The following is a 16,497-nucleotide window of genomic DNA, read 5'->3' as shown; positions in this document are numbered from 1 at the left end:
CATGGCGAGACTCCTGCTCATCGACGATGACCGTATTTTACGGACAACCATCACTAAAGCACTCTCCTCGCGCGGGTATGAGGTCACCAGTCTCGGTTCCGGTGAAGAAGCGATGCTCATAGGACCGAGCCATTGTGCAAATTTCGATCTTGTCATGATGGATAATCTCATGCCAGGTATCGATGGCTTTAACGCATTTCAATATATGTATGAGTCTTGTGATGCCGCTCCCCCCGCCATCATGCTGACAGCCCATAGCAGTCTCTCGCTCGCCGTTGAATTTTTGAAAGCAGGTGGCGCCGACTTTATTGAGAAACCTGTCGTTGACTTCGACATCCTCGATCTGAAAATTCAACGGGCTATCGCTCAACACTCGCTCAAAAAACAAATTCAAGAAGCGCATGTCGCACGGGAAGCTGCCGAACGCACGACCAAATTGCAAGACGTTTTCATCTCTCTTGTCGGACATGAACTGCGCACGCCGATCAGTCAAGCTCTCGGCCTCCTCCAAACAATCCAACGCCTCCTCCAACGCGACAACCTCACTCCGGACAAATTGAATGAACTGCTGACCAAAGCCACCGAAGCAATCGCTTTACTCGGCGCTATCGTGGCGGACATTATGGAAACGTCACACGACGAAGCAACACGAGAAATAGAATTCGAGTTGATTGATATCGCCGAGATTGTTCGCGAAATAGGCGAGCATATGCGCCCGGTTTGTGAGAAGAAAGATCTTGAACTCATTCTCCCGACTCAACATGAAAAAGTCATGGTTGTGGCAGATAAAGCGCTTTTAGATCAAGCTCTGTCACATCTCATTGAGAACGCCATCATCTATACTCAAAAAGGAAGAATTCGAATTTCGCTTCAAGTGAACGACATCGAGGTGATTGTTTTTGTTCACGATACAGGACCAGGCATAGACGAGCAGTATCATCAAACAATTTTCAATCGTTTTACCCGTCTCGATGAAACAGGTCAGCATCAAGGCGCAGGGTTGGGATTATTCCTGGCACAACGTGCCGCACATCGCATGGGCGGCCATATTGAACTCAAAAGCACTCTTGGTGTCGGCAGTACATTCATGTTTTTTCTCCCCCGGCAGGAGGCGAATCAATGATCGTTCTTGCCTTACTCCTGGTTATTTCCAGCTTGACTTCTCCCGGCTACGCTCAAGAAACGCTTGTCTTCAACAGCCAGGTTACTAATCGTATCTTGGGGCCACAATGTGTTCTCAACGCCGATAATGTTCTCAAAGAGGCGCTTGAGTCATTAGGGTATTCCGTTAAATTCATCCAATACCCCCCTTTACGAAGCCTCATGGAGGTCGATTCCGGCCACATTGATGGGGAAAGCACACTTTTTGAATACAACGCAAAACGATTTCCAAATATTGTTCGCGTGAAAGAAGCAGTATTGGAAGACATGCCGATCGAAGCCTTCATGATCAAGCCTCCCCCTTTCAATCCAACACCGGGGCCAGCCGTTTTCGGATATGTTCGAGGGCTCTTCGACCCCTCTCCTCTTGTCGGACATGACCATGTCGTTGAGACCGACTCGGGAGAATCGCTTTTTGCTTTACTGGCCAAAGGCCGCATAGATGTGGCTGTTTTTTGTCGTGATGCCGGCCTGTCTTTAGGGCAGCACCTCAAAATTGAAGGATTCACCGTGGTGGCACATATTGCACAAGTTGATGTTTATGTAGCGCTCAACAAACGTCATGCCGATTTGGCTAAATCCTTGAGTCAAGTCCTCCTCGAAATGAAACACAACGGTCGATATAAAACAATTTTGTCTAACGAAAATGATTCATATCCAGATAGGACAGGTCATCCCTGATGCTACACTCTCGCGATTCCATTGGTTGGAGAGTATTTATATACGTCATGTTCATTGCCGTTGTGGCAATGCTTATCATTTCGTCCATTCGCTATGCCCTGGAATATCGCGCTACACAAGAACAGCTCAATGATTATCTCAAACAAACTTCGGCCAAATTGTTACCACCTCTGACCAAAGCAGTCTGGCGAGCGAATAACGATATGGTCCAGACGATTTTAGACAGTATTGTCGGACAAGGCCCCATTGTTTGGGCCGGTGTCGCAGAGGATAACACTTTTACGGCTGAGGCCGGAAAACGTCTCAAAGAAAACGAGCGTATTGAATCTTTTCCACTCTTACAGGACGAAACGCGCGAGATAGGCCTTCTCATTGTGACCCTTGATATGTCTGACATTTATAATGATGTGCGCAATGAATCATATATCTTTCTTCTCATTCAATGCATTGAAGTCATGTGCGTTGCATTGGCAATGCTTTTCATCTTCAACAAGATGGTCACCAAGCCTTTGCGATTTATGGCCAAGCAAGCACAGAATCTGAATATCGAATCACCCTTAGATTTCTTTCCATCCAACCCCACAGGCCTTCATGGCGGAGAAAGAAACGAACTTGGTATTCTCGCACAAGCCGTTAATAATGCCTTACGTGAAGCCCGTATTGCATACGGCGAAGCGAAACGCTCCTCAGCAAGCCTGGTGCAGGCTGTTGATGACTTAAAAAAAGAAATAAAAAAACGACACCATGCAGAGGAAGAACAGGCCCGCTTTCAGCAATTACTTGTTTCGGTTTTTTATGCCCTTCACGAGACAATCCACGTTATCGATAACTCCATGCATCTTGTCATGACGAATTCCATGGAACATAGCAATCTTATTGGGAAAGCTATTCCTGCATACGAAGCACACGACCACAAAAGGCCACTGACTAATCCATTCGGTTTGGCATGTGACATTGCTCTCGTTTGTCACGCAGGCCTGGAAATGCGACTCGAAGATGTTCAATTTCCCGATGGCAGCATTCGAAATTGCCATGCATACCCTGTTCTTTCCCCCTCGGGAGAGACCATGCTTGTCATTGAACACCAACAAGACATCACGGCATCGCAACGTATGCAAGAGGCACTGGCACGAAGTGAAGAACGTCTCACATTGGCTCTCGACTCCATCAAAGAAGGAGTGTGGGACTGGAACATCAATACGGATACAACGTTCTGGAGTCCACGGATCTTCGAGCTTGCGGGGTATAATGAATATGAAGTTGTCCCGAAGAGAGAAAATTGGCGTTCCCGAATCCATCACGATGATCAGGATCACGTTGAGCACATCCTGTCCCAGTCTCTGGTAAAAGACGATGTCTTCGAAATTGAATACCGCTTTTTCCCTCGCAGCGGCCCTTTGAAGTGGCTTCTTGAGCGCGGTAAAGTGGTGGAACGGAATACGAACGGCTCAGCAAAACGCATGATCGGCACGATTACCGATGTCACCATGCGAAAAAGTGTTCAAGAAGCCTTACGCATAAGTGAAGAACGTCTCACCTTCGCACTCAAAGCTGCAAGTGACGGGTTGTGGGACTGGGAAATTCCTGAGTCCACATTTTACTTTTCGCCGCGTCTTTATACTATGCTGAATTACGAACCGTACTCGTTCCCCGCTTCATATTCAGCTTGGATCGAACTTATCCACGAAGAAGACCGGGAACAAACGATCATGACGATACGCGAGACCATCGATACAGCAGGGACATTCAAAATTGAACACCGTATGAAGACACGGGATGGAAATTATCTCTGGATCCTCAACCGCGGAATTGCCGTAAAGCAGAATCAACTTGGACGGGCAACACGTCTTGTCGGCACCCATACCGATATATCCGAACTCAAAGAAAGCGAGCGTCGCTTACGTGCAAGCGAAGAGCGTTTGAATCTTATTCTCTCCAACCTTCCTGATGCCATGTTCATTCTTGGTCGAGATGGCATTGTACTGTACGCAAATCCCGCATCGGGGAAGTTCTTTGGAAAACCTCCCAGCGAAATGCTTGGAGAGCCGTTCGATATCCCCAATTTTGCCGAAACCGATTTTCGAGAACTTAATTTTGTCTTTCCTGATAATCATCATGGTGTTGTTGAAATGAATCGTATCGAACTCTCCTGGCGAGATGACGCCGTCTGGATCATCAGCTTGCATGATGTGACAGACCGCATCCTGGCCGAAGAAGCCATCCTGGCCAAACAAGTCGCCGAAGAGGCCAACCTTGCCAAAAGCGAATTTCTCGCATCAATGAGTCATGAACTCCGTACACCGTTGACCGGTATTATTGGGCAGGCTCAAACACTCGAACGTTTTGCCGTGCGGGGTCGCCTGGAGCAGGATCGATTGCTCAAATCTCTGGGAAGTATTGTGACCTCCGGACGGCATTTGGCAACCATTATCAGTGATATCATGGACATTTCACGCATCGAGGCAGGACAATTCGAAATTCATCCAGAGGTATTTCCCCTTACAGGTATTTTCTCCGATATAATCTCCACGTTTGAGAGTGCCGCGCAAACAAAAGGCATTGAGTTTCGCATTGATCTGCCCCCAGACCCAATGCATGTTTTTGCCGATCGACAACGCTTGACTCAAGTTCTTGTCAATCTCGTCAGCAATGCCATCAAGTACACGGAGCAAGGCTATATTCATCTCTCAGCCTCTCTCGATGAGACGGAGCAATACGCCTCTATAGAGGTTCAAGACACCGGTGTTGGAATTGGCGAAGAAGATAAAGAACGTATTTTTGGACGTTTTGTGCGATTACAAAAAACCAAACATAAACAAGGTGTCGGCTTGGGGCTCTCGATATGCCGCCGTCTTATCGATCTTATGGATGGGTCTATCAGTTTAGAAAGTGAGCTCGACAAAGGTTCAACCTTTATCGTGACTCTTCCTGCCACCAAGGAGAATCCCCATGAATAATACAGTCAGACCGCTTGTCCTTGTTGTCGAAGACAATGAAGTGAATCGTGAAGTTTGTCAGATGAACTTGGAAATGGAGGACATCGAAGTCATGACCGCCGCTGATGGCCAACAAGCCTTGGATATGGTGGCGGTTCGCAAACCTGACGTCATTTTGCTCGACATCATGATGCCGGTCATGGATGGACGCCAGGTGCTCGACACACTCAAATCGAACCCGGAAACAGCGTCCATTCCTGTTGCCATGCTCACGGCCAAAGCGGCACCGAGTGATATGGTGGACGCGTTACGGGCTGGTGCGCATGTATATATCAAAAAGCCTTTCGACATTGATGAACTCATTGCTCAGGTGCAAACGCTCATTCAGCTCAAAAAAGCTGAAGACCAGATACGGGAGTTTCAGAAAGAATTGTTGGAAGAACTTGATCTTGCCAAAAAGCTTCAGGATAGTTTTGCACCATCACATGAGGCGATCGAGCACCTGCTCCAAGCCGGGTACAACAGCTTTCTTTTCAGTCGCAGCGCCAGCGTCGTTAACGGCGACCTTGTCCATGTTCAAACTTTGCCTAACGACAGCTTTGTTCTAAGCGTTGCAGATTGCATGGGACATGGAGTCTCCGCGGCTTTACTTGGGGCCATTGTCAAATCATTATTGCAGGAGGTGGGCTGCTGCCATTTGCGTCCTGAAACGGCTCTGGCCGAACTCAATCAGCGTTTACGTACGTTAGTTGAAAACGACCTCGTGGCCGCCGTGTATATTGTCAAATCGGAAGAAATGCCGGGGCTTAACCTTTCCCGGGCAGGCTTCCCTTGGCCGCTTGTTCTGCGAAAAAATGGTACGGTGGAAGTGATTGAAGAAGGAGGGCCGCCGCTTGTCGTCGCTCAGCTCCCCTACATGGCGAGTCATATTGAGCTTCATCCTGGGGACAGATTACTCCTGTTTTCTGACGGGCTTATGGAAGCACAGTCCACAGATGGCGACCTCTTCGGTTTTCCTGAGTCTCGTTTTCATGCACGATTGAAAGAACTTGGCTCAAAAACAACGCTCAAAGAGTTTGGGGAAGCCATCATTGCCGAATGGGAAGCATTCATGGAGTCCCCTGACGATGACTGTACACTTGTTATTCTCGAAAAAACACAGTGACAATGCAACCTACAATACAGCTCAATTTCATGAGTTCACAGTGCATTCCAGAACGAGTTTGTCCATATCTATGGCCAAACCGGTATGTTCACCGATAAGCGTCATGCCGGAAAAAAGACGATTCTGGAAAAGGCTGTGATAACGATCAAGAGGCCGAATGACAACCTGGGTTTCCCCTTCCACGTCATCGGCCATAACAGCAAAACGATGTCCCAATGCATCGACGACAAGAATCATTGATTGTTCATCTTCAGGATCGCTCGATAGCGGACACTGAAAAACTCGCCGCAATCGAATCAACGGCAGCGGGGCTCCCCGATAACGGAAAATTTCCATTGCTCCACCAGTCATGGAGACATCACCAGCTTCAGGTTGGGCAACTTCGGCAACAAAGTTTGAGGCAACGACGTACCGTTGTCCTTCGACCATGACCACGATTCCATCGGAAATTCCTTCAACGGACCGGGCTTGAGGCAGAATGATACGAAACGTGGTTCCTTCTCCAGCTGCACTAGCAATGGTTATGCGTCCACCAAGATCACGAACGCTCTCCCCCACGACATCCATACCAACACCTCGACCGGAAATATCGGTAACATTTTTTGCCGTGGAAAATCCTGGGGACATCACGAATGCATACACTTCCTCATCTGCCAAATTTTGACCGGAAACAGCGAGACCTTTTTCTATCGCCTTCGTAAAAATGGCGTCCCGATTCAATCCACGTCCATCGTCGGAAAGTGCAATAATAATATGTTCTTCGTCGAATTCTGCGATCAGTCGGAGTGTACCGGTTTCCGCTTTACCCTGTTGCGTTCTTTCATTTGGAGGCTCAATACCATGATCAACAGCATTGCGAACAAGATGGACCAATGGATCACCCAAACGATCTACGACAGTTTTGTCGAGTTCCACATGACTGCCTTCAAATTCAACATCTATCTGCTTTTCGAGTTTTGTGGCAACATCCCTGGCCAGGCGCCCCATACGATTAAACAGTGATCCAAGAGAAACACGACGAATGGCCATAATGGAATGACGCATTGTTTCAACGGACCGAGCCTGGTCGAGCACAATATCGAAAAGCTCGCGATTGGTTTGCTCGCTGACCAACCGATGGCCACGAATCATGGTCGTTGAAATGATCAGTTCTTTCAATGACTCGGCAAGTTCATCAAGGTGCGTGGTCGCAACTTTGACAACATCGCCAGCTCGTCGAATGGGTAAAGAATTATTCTCCGAAGAGTTTCCCTCGACTGAAAAAGTTGTGGGCTTCTTTATTTCAGGAGAAGGCACCGATTCGACAGGCGAATCTGTTGGAGAGACTGGAGAAAGGGCAGCGGCCTCCCCCTGTGGGTGAGATGTTCTCTCCCCCACAGGTTCACCTGAGAACGGTAAAAAGACGGAACCTTGCGAAGGCTGGCTCTCGCCCGACACCATTCTAATTAGCTCAAACAAAAACCGCTTGAGGCTCTCAACCATAACAACGAGGGAATCGACCAGTTCAGCATCAGGGGGAACGACACCGTCTGCAAACAGATCGAGAAGCATACCAACATGTGGACCAAGCCCTTCAGCACGGGACAAGCCAAGTCCAGCAAGCACATGTCCTGCATTGGCCTGCCCTGTCCCTTGCGATTCCAAAAAGAGAATAGCTTCCTCCAATTTTCCCAGACGATCTTCGATCTCTTCGTAGAGACGGTCAGTGTCCATGGCGCTCTTCCGTTGCACTCCGCTGGTTGGTGCTTAAAAAAGTCTCAACGTCCGGGAAATGAGAAACAAAGCGATCGAATCCCCAAGAATAATACGTCGCGCGACATGCTTCACTCATCGCAGCCACAGACAATGGCAAACGTCCGGCAATGCGACCGAGCCCACCCCACACGGTAGAACTGAGTGTGCGTACAGCATGCAGATCCAACACAACCGGTGTCCCATTTTCCACAGAACTCAATGCATCGAACAATGGTTGATATTGACTTGGAAGGTGCACACGAGCCATGTTGACCGTGATAACAACAAGGCCATTACGTGTCGTAACGGATAATTCTGCTATATCATCACTCACGACCTTGGCGAAACCGTTGTCCCCCCCTAAAGCCGTGAGCGCAGCCTGTCTTCCGGCGCCATCGAGGGAAACACCGCTTCGAGCGCGCTCAAGCAGATTAAAAACAAGGTCAACAGCTCGAATGATTGATGTCGGTTCCGCGGTCTGTGTCTTAGCTTGCACGGCCTTCAAAGCATCTTCCACTTTGTGCGTGTAATCGGCAATTTCCGACAAACCCAAAAAAGCAGACGTGCCCTTGATTGTATGGAGAGGACGCATCATGCCATCAACCCCCGAGTCAAGTCGGCCAGCGCGAATTTCCTCCATCGCCGACGTCACCTGAGGATAAAAGGTGTCTTGAACATCCACGAAGAAATCTTGAAAGAGTTCTTCGTCAATCATGTTTTCCGACATGGGCTAGCCCCCTTCCCTCGTTCAACCGACTGTATGCGACAGTGCCAGAACTGTTCGTTAACGAATCCTTGCAATCTCCTCAGGATACGCCTTCAATCCCAAGGGCAGCAGCGAGAACTTCCATTGCCCGGCCACAGTCCGGAATAAGTTGTATTTTCTCATAAACTTCACCATGCCGAGCATCGAGGCCCATGAGCTTAGCCGATCGAACAATAGCCTCTCCAGCATTAAAAAGCACAATGCTCTCAACATCTTCATGTTCCGACTCAGCAAATATCGAACCCCACGCCATGCTGTTCAGCAAACGAACGTTCTTTATGTCGATAAAAACTTTTCTTCCTTTGCCAAGAGTTGCAGCCGCTTCGAATAACTCCGTAAACCCTTGAGAAATATTGATTTTTGCCTGCAAAAAAACAACATCATGAAACAACATGACATGAGGAGGGAAAACAGACTGTTTCGCTGTAACATTCGTGGCGGCGACTTGCATGGCGGCGACTCCTTTGACAAAGGCAATTTCATTTCCTTGGCTGTTAAAAAGCAATACGTCTGCAAAATTTCGAATATACCCAAGTCCTCTCCCACGGGGTCCGCTCACTGTCCCGGGGTCTTTGATACTTGGAACAAACCCTGGCCCCCAGTCTCGGAGCCCAAAAAGAGCCCAAGTTTTTCCCGATACAAAAAGGGCATTAACTTCATCCGTTGATGCTTTCGGCAAAGCATGGTCAACGGTATTATTGACCGTTTCAATAACTGCGAGAAGAAAAAGATCACGATCCGTTTCCGTTTCAAACGAGTGAGAAAGCCACGATTCAACATCATGAATAATGGCATTGACCTGCTCTTCGTTTTGGAGTCGATAGCTGACAAGGTGGAGTTGCATACTCTTCCCCTGTATTTATTCAGAAACACGATCATTGCCATCAATACGTTAATTGATGTTCTCAACCCCTAAGTAGAGTTACGACAGCGTACCCAAAAATCGTAACAACTATCATAAAAAGAACGTGCAAAGAATATCTTTTATAAAAATATATCATTTATAATCATTTCGCACATCAATTTATTTGCGTCAAGGCAATCAGGTACGCATACGCAAACGCCATATCTCGCCTTCTTAGACCATCATGCAACATACTTATATTATTATTTTTATTTGATATATACATAAACACCATCCCCGCGTTCAAAGCTCACATACCAACTACTCTATTATACATATCAAATACTTAGAACACTCATACAAAGTTACCCAATACAAGATCACGTTTTTCATTTCATAATGCAAAATATCTTTATCTACACGCAAATGCATAAACCCCATATGTTCAGTTTTCTCCTGATAGAAAATTCAGATATTTCCTGAGAAAAAATCAGCTTTTTCCTAATAGCAGAGTTTACCGGATGCTGTTATATATATTTTAACTTGACGAACATGTACTTGGCTTCTTTCGAATGTGTTGTCGTAGCAAATATGTTCCGCGTTACACAAAAAACAAAACCAAAAGACGTACGCTACTCAGGGAGAACAACACGATAGACATAAACATTCTATTTATTCATAAATACACTAAATAGCATAGTAAACACTCTCTCACAACGGAGATGTTCACAATAAAAAACATTTTGTCACAACAAAAGATCATTCATGAAACATGTTTGTAACATACGAATCAAAATTTTACATACAGTATACATTGCAATTCAAAAAATAATGTTTTTTTATGGATATGCCTGAGATAAAAAAATAAATTTATACACCAAAGGCTCAGGGGTTGAGTCAATAAAGAAACTCCATCTAGGCAAAAAATAAAACCAAATCGCGGGGACAGGTCACTGTCCCCGCGATTATTTTTTCAAAATAAAAGTACGAAGATAGATTTATAGAGAAACACTCTGTTCTTTTCTGCTCGTAGAACGAGAGATACACCTCAACTTCCTTGCCAATCATGACTGTCCATTTTCTTTTCGAGTTTCTTTTTTGTCTGACGTTTTCACGACAATACGGATTCTATCTTGTTTCCATCCACGTGGGCATGTAAAATATGCTCTATGACGCGGATTACGCCACTTCCACACGCTTCCATCCCATCGCCAAACGATAGAGCCGTTTTGGGGTGGCTTCTCTATGATGCTGGAAATTCAGCCTATGCAACAACGGTTGCCGTGGGCGTATTGCCAGCCTTTTTTGCTGGCGTCATCGTCGGCCCAACAGGTATTGAGCTCTTTGGACACACTGTCTCCGCCACGAGCCTCTGGGGAGCTGCCGTTGGGTTCGCGGCTCTTATGTTGTTCTGCCTTGCCCCGATTCTTGGCGCATTGGCAGACCGAACCCACACGAAGAAACGCTTCCTCATGGCATTTTGCCTGCTCGGTGTCGCCTCAACTCTCGGTCTCTCACGTTGCGGCCCCGGAGATGTCGGCATTGCTTTAACATTATTCGTTGCCGCACAAATAGGCTTCAACGGAGGAAATGCGTTTTATGATGCGTTTTTGCCACATATCGCTTCGCAAAACGAACTTGATATTGTCTCCGGGAAAGGATTTGCGTGGGGATATATTGGTGGCGGCGTGCAGTTCGGACTTGCTCTTGGGTTAATCGCCGGACATGACGCACTCGGTTTGACAATGACCGAAGCGGCGGGGTGGGCCATGGCATCAGCGGGCCTATGGTGGCTTGCCTTTGCATCGGGAACATTCTTTTTATTGCCGGAACCCGACAAACGAACGGCCCCTCACGAAAGCCGCTGCACCAGTTCCCTTATCCGCCAGGAAGTTGCTCAAGCGCTCCGCCACGGACGGCGAATTATGGCCGATCCGACGTTACGTCGATTTATTATTGCGTTCTTCTTTTTTAATGACGGCGTGCAGACAACCATCAGCATGGCGACGATCTATGGAAAAGAAGAGCTTGGCCTCTCCAACCAAACCCTCATGATAACCTTACTCATCATCCAATTTGTCGCTTTTGTGGGGGCTATGCTATTTGGTCGTTTAGGAGCGCGTATCGGCACGATTCGTGCGTTATCGTTAACGCTGGTTATCTGGCTTGCAGTCGCCGGGTATGCCGCCGTCCTCTCCACCTCGACCCAATATATTATTTTGGGCATGGTTGTGGGCCTCGTTCTTGGTGGCTCACAATCCCTGGCACGGTCGCTGTATGCGGCCCTTATCCCACAAACCGAATCAGCCGGGTATTTCGGTTTTTTTTCTGTTTTTAACAAATTTTCAGCGATACTCGGTCCATTTGCATTTGCACTCATTCGCCAAGTAACAGGATCATCACGCCCGGCTGTCCTCGTCCTATTCGTCTTTTTCCTGCTGGGACTTTTCTTTTTACGACGCATAAAGTCGGAAACCCTTCGGCCTACAACACACCCTCACTCATGAAAGAAATTCTTCCCCTTATTGCCTTTCTCGTCATCCTTTCTCTCTGTCTGCCCATGCGGTCTGACGCCACGACTGCACGCATTCTTGATGCCGGAATCGTCCCCCCACAAACGCATTTGCCAGGCCCTGGCAGTGCATTGAGCAGATCGACGAATACCATACCGCTCAAACCGGATGCAGCGTTCGGCATTCTGTTCACTATCGACGGGTCGCCGGAGGAAACGTCGCCAACCATGATCGAAGTCCGTTTGGAGCGACCAACCGCTTCCGGAGAACGTGAAACACAAAGCTGGTTTCTCCCTGTATTACCAGGCCAAACCATTCTGGCGCCCTACAGCGCGAGCCCCGCAGATTGGCCCACTGTTTTAACTCCAGGGGACTGGCAGTTTTTCATTGTCTCAGAAGGTGCCATTCTAGCATCGAAAACGCTCCAGCTCGTTGCGGAGGCAGCCCCGAAAACGCCGCCACCTAACGCCGCCCAAACGGTTTCTCATACGAAAGAAACCGGCAAACCAATCCCTCCAAAAACAAAAAATACAAAGAAATATTTTGTTCAGGCTGGAGCGTTTACCAAACGGGAAAATGCGGTCAAAATGATCAAGGATTTACAAAAGAAAGGCATTTCCGCCTGTTTGATAACAGGCGGAAATGCGCAAAAATATATCTTTGTCTCGATTGGCGAGTATAACACCGAAGCTGAAGCAAAGGCTCGTATACAACGTGTCACACGCGAACAGAACATGGAGGCTTTGGCCAAAAAACTGGAACCGGATCAAAAGCGGGAATGCCTCCCTCAATAAGAAACACTCCTGATCATCCACGACATTGAATACGTCATTCTCGTTGTATAACGTTTTCGGGGTCGACGATCAGCTTCCCAAAACCGGTCTATACAGAATTTGCGGTTTTTCAATGGGGGCACCTTCGTTGTGCCCACCAAACTGCACCTCTTCCAATTCCTTTATTTTTTCAAAATAAATAGCGTCGGCTTCTTTGCTTTGGCCGGCAATACGTGGTGTGATGAAGACAAGCAGATTGGTCTTATCGCTACTCTCGTTTTTGTTCTTAAAGAGCCACCCCAAAACCGGAACATCACCCAATGCAGGGACCTTACTCACCCCTTCTGTGGAAGATTTTGAAATAAGTCCTGATATAACAATAGTTTGCCCATTACGAACAAGAACAGTTGTCTCTGTCGTGCGTTTCCGTGTCGTCGGCTGAAGCTGACCAGTCAACTCGGTGACTTGTTGATCCACACGTGATGTTTCCTGATAGATTTTTAGCTTGATCGTATTGCCGGCATTGATCTGCGGAGTCACCTTGAGTTGTGTGCCGACATCTCGATATTCAAACTGCTGGGCTGTGCGATCCGTGGTGCTCTGCCCGACATCCTGCGATGTTAAAAATGGACGGTTCTCGGAAACATTAATGCTCGCTTCTTCGTTATCAAGGGTCATAAGCTGCGGAGTTGAAATGACATTAAAACTATTGTCCGACTTCGCCGCATTGAGTAGCGTCTGAATATTCGTATAGATAATATCGCCTATTTGGACGGGAAATGTCACCATCCCCACAGCCAGACCGGCAGGGGGAGCAAATGTTCCGCCGTCAAAGAGGTCAACAAACCCTCCCGGGTTCGAAGAACCGAAGACGAGTCCCCCTTCGCCAGAAGACCCAAGGCTATCGCTTCGATCGGTAAAATTCCAGTTTACTCCGAAATTAAACGTCTTGTCGGAAGAAATCTCCATAATCAACGCTTCGACAAACACTTGTTTCCGTGGGACATCAAGTTTGGCGATGGTTTCTTCGAACACAGCAAAGCTTTCCGGATCGGCTGTGATGACGAGACTGTTGGTTGTTTTGTCGGCAACAACCTTGGTCCCTTCGGTCACCACTTGGACACTTTTTCCTTCAGCGGTCGTCGTCGTCTTCCCGACGAGTTCATTCAACACTTTGGCTAATTCTTCCGCATCGGCATTTTCCAAAGCGTAGATACGAATGTTTCCTCGACCGCGGTCGCTTGGTCGATCCAGAGCACGGATCAGTTCCGCGACCTGACTCGTATTTTCCGCTCCTGCCATAATGGCCACGGTATTGGTGCGTTCGTCAGGCACCACATTGAATACCGACGAATCTTGACCTTGAGCCCTTTTGACGGTCACCTGCATAAGCTTGTTGATCTGCTCGGCAAGATTTTTGGCTGAAGCATATTGCAGTCGATAAATACTTAACTTGGCCTTCGAGGTGGGCATATCGACTTCAGTAATAATTTTAAGAAGACGCTCAATATTGGAACTATAGTCGGTAATGATAATCGTTCGAGAGAGTGGGTAGTCGGTAATAAGCCCATCGGGAGAAACCATGGGAGTCAACATTTTCCGGAGTTCCGTGGCATCGATATGCTTGAGCGACAAGATTTGCGTGACCATCCGGTCCTGCATCGGCTTGAGATTTTCAGGCATATCCAGGGTTTGTAGGCTGCGCGTTCGCGAACCTTTAGCCGGCACAATCTTGTAGAACTTTCCGGCTGGAACAATAGTATATCCATTCACTTCAAGCACGGATTCAAAAACCTTAAATGCTTCGTCTTCAGTAATTTGGCGGGCCGAAATTACGGTCACCGTACCTTTCACCCGGTCGTCGACAACAAAATTCTTCCCTGTAATTTCACTGATGAATTGAATGAAGACTTTGATATCAACACCATCAAAATCCAGGCTCAATGTCTGCTCACCTTGTGCTGCAGAGACCTGCGCCCAAACACGTGCAGCCCCAGAAAGAGGAAGGCCGCTCCAGATATTTCCTCCAAGAAACATCGTGCATCCCACAACGAAACAAACAAGAAACCGATGCGTACGATTCACAAAAACCTCCACCAGAGGGGCTTTGCCACAGAGGCATTTATCCTCGTCGCACACCCGGCCCCGATTCTCAATATGTCATATTAAAATGTTCGCGCCATCCCCATGCAAGCGTGCTACACTATATTCTGTCCAGGACACCGTAGAGATTGTACGCAACAGAGGATAAGCGCGTTCATGCTACTCTTCAGGCATAACCTGTTTTTCAGCCTCTGCTTCAGATGGCGACTGCGGGGGCATTGCAAGAACATGAGCCTGAACCGGATTTCGTTTGGACCGTACCGAGGGGGTGGAACGTGGGGTGATTCTTGAAGTTCTCGCTGGAGTTGCATGACGATAAACGGGTCGGTTCCTCGCTGGCATATTTTTCTCATAGTCAACCGTCAGGAGTTCACGCTTGCCTTTATTTTCAATGACCACTTGGTTCCGTCGAATTTCCACTACAAGAGCATCGCCCAGCATATCGCCAGCACGATACAAGCGCTGCTCTTTGGTACGCTTGTCCATAATAACGGCAACGTTAGCGTCTAATCTGTTGGCATGAACTGTACCAACAACTTCGAACCCAAACCCCGGGTCCACCAATGCTGTCGGTGTTTTTGCTGCAGCAGGTTCGTCGGCTGGTTCCGGTCGCTTTTCCTTAAAAATATTACGGCCAGCAATCACATCATATGCATCCCGTGGTTTCACCGGCTGAATTTCGCGCTCTATCTGCTTCCGTACAGCCACGCCCGAGGCCACATTGCCTGCCCCTGAAGAAAAACGCATGGCGATATCAACGCCGAACACAACCAACGCGGCACATGCGGCAAGAACAGCCAGCCATCGAAACGCACTCAGTCGCATATCCCTTTCGTTTTCATAGTATCGTACAGTTCACAAATACCGAGTTCGCAGGCCTTGCTCACGTCAGCACATCCTCTTGACGTCTGTCGTAAACGCATATGTAATATCCCTCGATTCAAATAGCCCGCTGCCATTTTGGGATTATCAAACAAGGCTTTATCGTATTCTGCAATAGCTTTTTTATAATCATTTTTTTTCTCAAACAAAATAGCTCGATTGTAGCGAACCTCAGGATCATCCGAACTTATGGCAATGGCCTCGTCGAACGTACGTTGCGCGTTGTCCAATTGTCCAAGTTGCATGTAGACAATACCCAGATTATTTTTCACACGAACATTGTATGGTTGAAGAGGTGCCGCGACTAAATAATCAGCCAACGCTTTTTCATAGAGCTGCTGGTTTTGATACAAGGCGGCTCGATTGAAAATCGGCTCAAACGCCTTCTCGTCCTGAAGCTCGAAAGCACGCGTGAAATCCGCTATAGCTTCCTCCGTTCGGTGCAGGCGTACACGGGCAAGTCCGCGATTATTATAGGCTTTAGCAAAAGACGGATTCCGCTCAACAGCCTTGGAAAAGGCGGTTTCGGCCTTTTCTGTGCGATCAAGCTGAAAGAGGGCCAAACCTAAATTATAGAAGGCATCGGCATTATTCGGCTCCCGTTGTAAAACCTGGGCGAAATCCGCCATGGCTGCTTCAGGCTGCCCAAGCGAAAGCGAAGAAGCTCCTCGTCCAAGGAGTGCCACTGTGTTATCTGGATCAATATGCAGAACAGCAGAAAAATTACTATACGCTTTTTCAAAAGCACCAACATCGAACGCCTGGCGAGCCGAGGACAACGCCGCTTCTTCTCCTCCCGCAGGTAAAAGAGAATTGTCCGATGATACACCGTGTTGTGAAGCACACCCTGTTAAAGCTACAGCACAAACAAGAGCGGCTACAACGACTCTTTGCCACCGGAAAGAGCACCATCCCCGCCAAAAACAATGAGAATTCATA

Annotated in this window: 12 protein-coding genes; 6 read left to right on the top strand and 6 right to left on the bottom strand. The window is 47.7% G+C overall.

All coding sequences use genetic code 11. From position 1 onward, the window contains the following. Nucleotide 1: 1 nt before the first annotated feature. From G451_RS0100945 to G451_RS0100930, 4 genes are read left to right on the top strand one after another with little or no spacing between them, the layout of a single operon-like run. A complete protein-coding gene (locus tag G451_RS0100945; RefSeq protein ID WP_027182796.1) occupies nt 2-1,123 on the top strand; it encodes a hybrid sensor histidine kinase/response regulator in 1,122 nt (373 codons plus the stop codon). Continuing rightward, nucleotides 1,120-1,842, top strand: a complete 723-nt coding sequence (locus G451_RS0100940; protein WP_027182795.1) for a type 2 periplasmic-binding domain-containing protein — start codon at nt 1,120-1,122, stop codon at nt 1,840-1,842. Before G451_RS0100945 ends, G451_RS0100940 begins: the two co-directional genes overlap by 4 nt. Beyond that, nucleotides 1,842-4,799, top strand: coding sequence for a PAS domain-containing sensor histidine kinase (locus G451_RS0100935; protein ID WP_084448293.1), 2,958 nt, complete (start codon nt 1,842-1,844; stop codon nt 4,797-4,799). The genes G451_RS0100940 and G451_RS0100935 overlap by 1 nt, the downstream gene beginning before the upstream one ends. Further along, the gene (locus G451_RS0100930; protein ID WP_027182793.1) at nt 4,792-5,943 is read left to right on the top strand and encodes a PP2C family protein-serine/threonine phosphatase; all 1,152 of its coding nucleotides are present in this window, start codon (nt 4,792-4,794) and stop codon (nt 5,941-5,943) included. Before G451_RS0100935 ends, G451_RS0100930 begins: the two co-directional genes overlap by 8 nt. 27 nt (nt 5,944-5,970) lie before the next feature. Here the strand turns inward: G451_RS0100930 and G451_RS26790 are convergent, their stop codons facing one another. From G451_RS26790 to G451_RS0100915, 3 genes are all read right to left on the bottom strand, one after another. Next, nucleotides 5,971-7,656, bottom strand: coding sequence for a chemotaxis protein CheA (locus G451_RS26790; RefSeq protein ID WP_027182792.1), 1,686 nt, complete (start codon nt 7,654-7,656; stop codon nt 5,971-5,973). Next, complete coding sequence (locus G451_RS0100920; protein WP_027182791.1) at nt 7,646-8,404, bottom strand: Hpt domain-containing protein; 759 nt, start codon at nt 8,402-8,404, stop codon at nt 7,646-7,648. Before G451_RS0100920 ends, G451_RS26790 begins: the two co-directional genes overlap by 11 nt. A gap of 79 nt (nt 8,405-8,483) precedes the next feature. Then, the gene (locus G451_RS0100915; protein WP_027182790.1) at nt 8,484-9,287 is read right to left on the bottom strand and encodes an ATP-binding protein; all 804 of its coding nucleotides are present in this window, start codon (nt 9,285-9,287) and stop codon (nt 8,484-8,486) included. 1,169 nt (nt 9,288-10,456) lie between these two features. On the opposite strand from G451_RS0100915, the gene G451_RS0100910 reads away from it, so the two are divergent. Both G451_RS0100910 and G451_RS0100905 read left to right on the top strand, forming a co-directional pair. After that, the gene (locus G451_RS0100910) at nt 10,457-11,794 is read left to right on the top strand and encodes an MFS transporter (RefSeq protein ID WP_084448292.1); all 1,338 of its coding nucleotides are present in this window, start codon (nt 10,457-10,459) and stop codon (nt 11,792-11,794) included. Continuing rightward, nucleotides 11,791-12,594 carry an SPOR domain-containing protein gene (locus G451_RS0100905; protein ID WP_027182788.1) on the top strand — a complete coding sequence of 268 codons (804 nt, stop codon included), beginning with the start codon at nt 11,791-11,793 and terminating at the stop codon, nt 12,592-12,594. Before G451_RS0100910 ends, G451_RS0100905 begins: the two co-directional genes overlap by 4 nt. A 69-nt stretch (nt 12,595-12,663) precedes the next feature. On the opposite strand, the gene gspD is transcribed toward G451_RS0100905, so the two are convergent. The 3 genes from gspD to G451_RS0100890 form a co-directional block, all read right to left on the bottom strand. Then, nucleotides 12,664-14,658, bottom strand: a complete 1,995-nt coding sequence (gspD, locus tag G451_RS26785; RefSeq protein ID WP_051260989.1) for a type II secretion system secretin GspD — start codon at nt 14,656-14,658, stop codon at nt 12,664-12,666. A 177-nt stretch (nt 14,659-14,835) separates the two neighbouring features. Next, nucleotides 14,836-15,501 carry a type II secretion system protein N gene (locus G451_RS0100895; protein ID WP_027182787.1) on the bottom strand — a complete coding sequence of 222 codons (666 nt, stop codon included), beginning with the start codon at nt 15,499-15,501 and terminating at the stop codon, nt 14,836-14,838. Continuing rightward, entirely contained in the window at nt 15,492-16,496 is a 1,005-nt protein-coding gene (locus G451_RS0100890; RefSeq protein WP_027182786.1) for a tetratricopeptide repeat protein, read from the bottom strand. The genes G451_RS0100895 and G451_RS0100890 overlap by 10 nt, the downstream gene beginning before the upstream one ends. Nucleotide 16,497 lies beyond the last annotated feature (1 nt).

It is taken from the genome of Desulfovibrio inopinatus DSM 10711, from assembly GCF_000429305.1.
In the GTDB taxonomy this organism is placed as follows: domain Bacteria; phylum Desulfobacterota; class Desulfovibrionia; order Desulfovibrionales; family Desulfovibrionaceae; genus Alteridesulfovibrio; species Alteridesulfovibrio inopinatus.
This window is presented reverse-complemented; position numbering and strand designations above follow the sequence as displayed.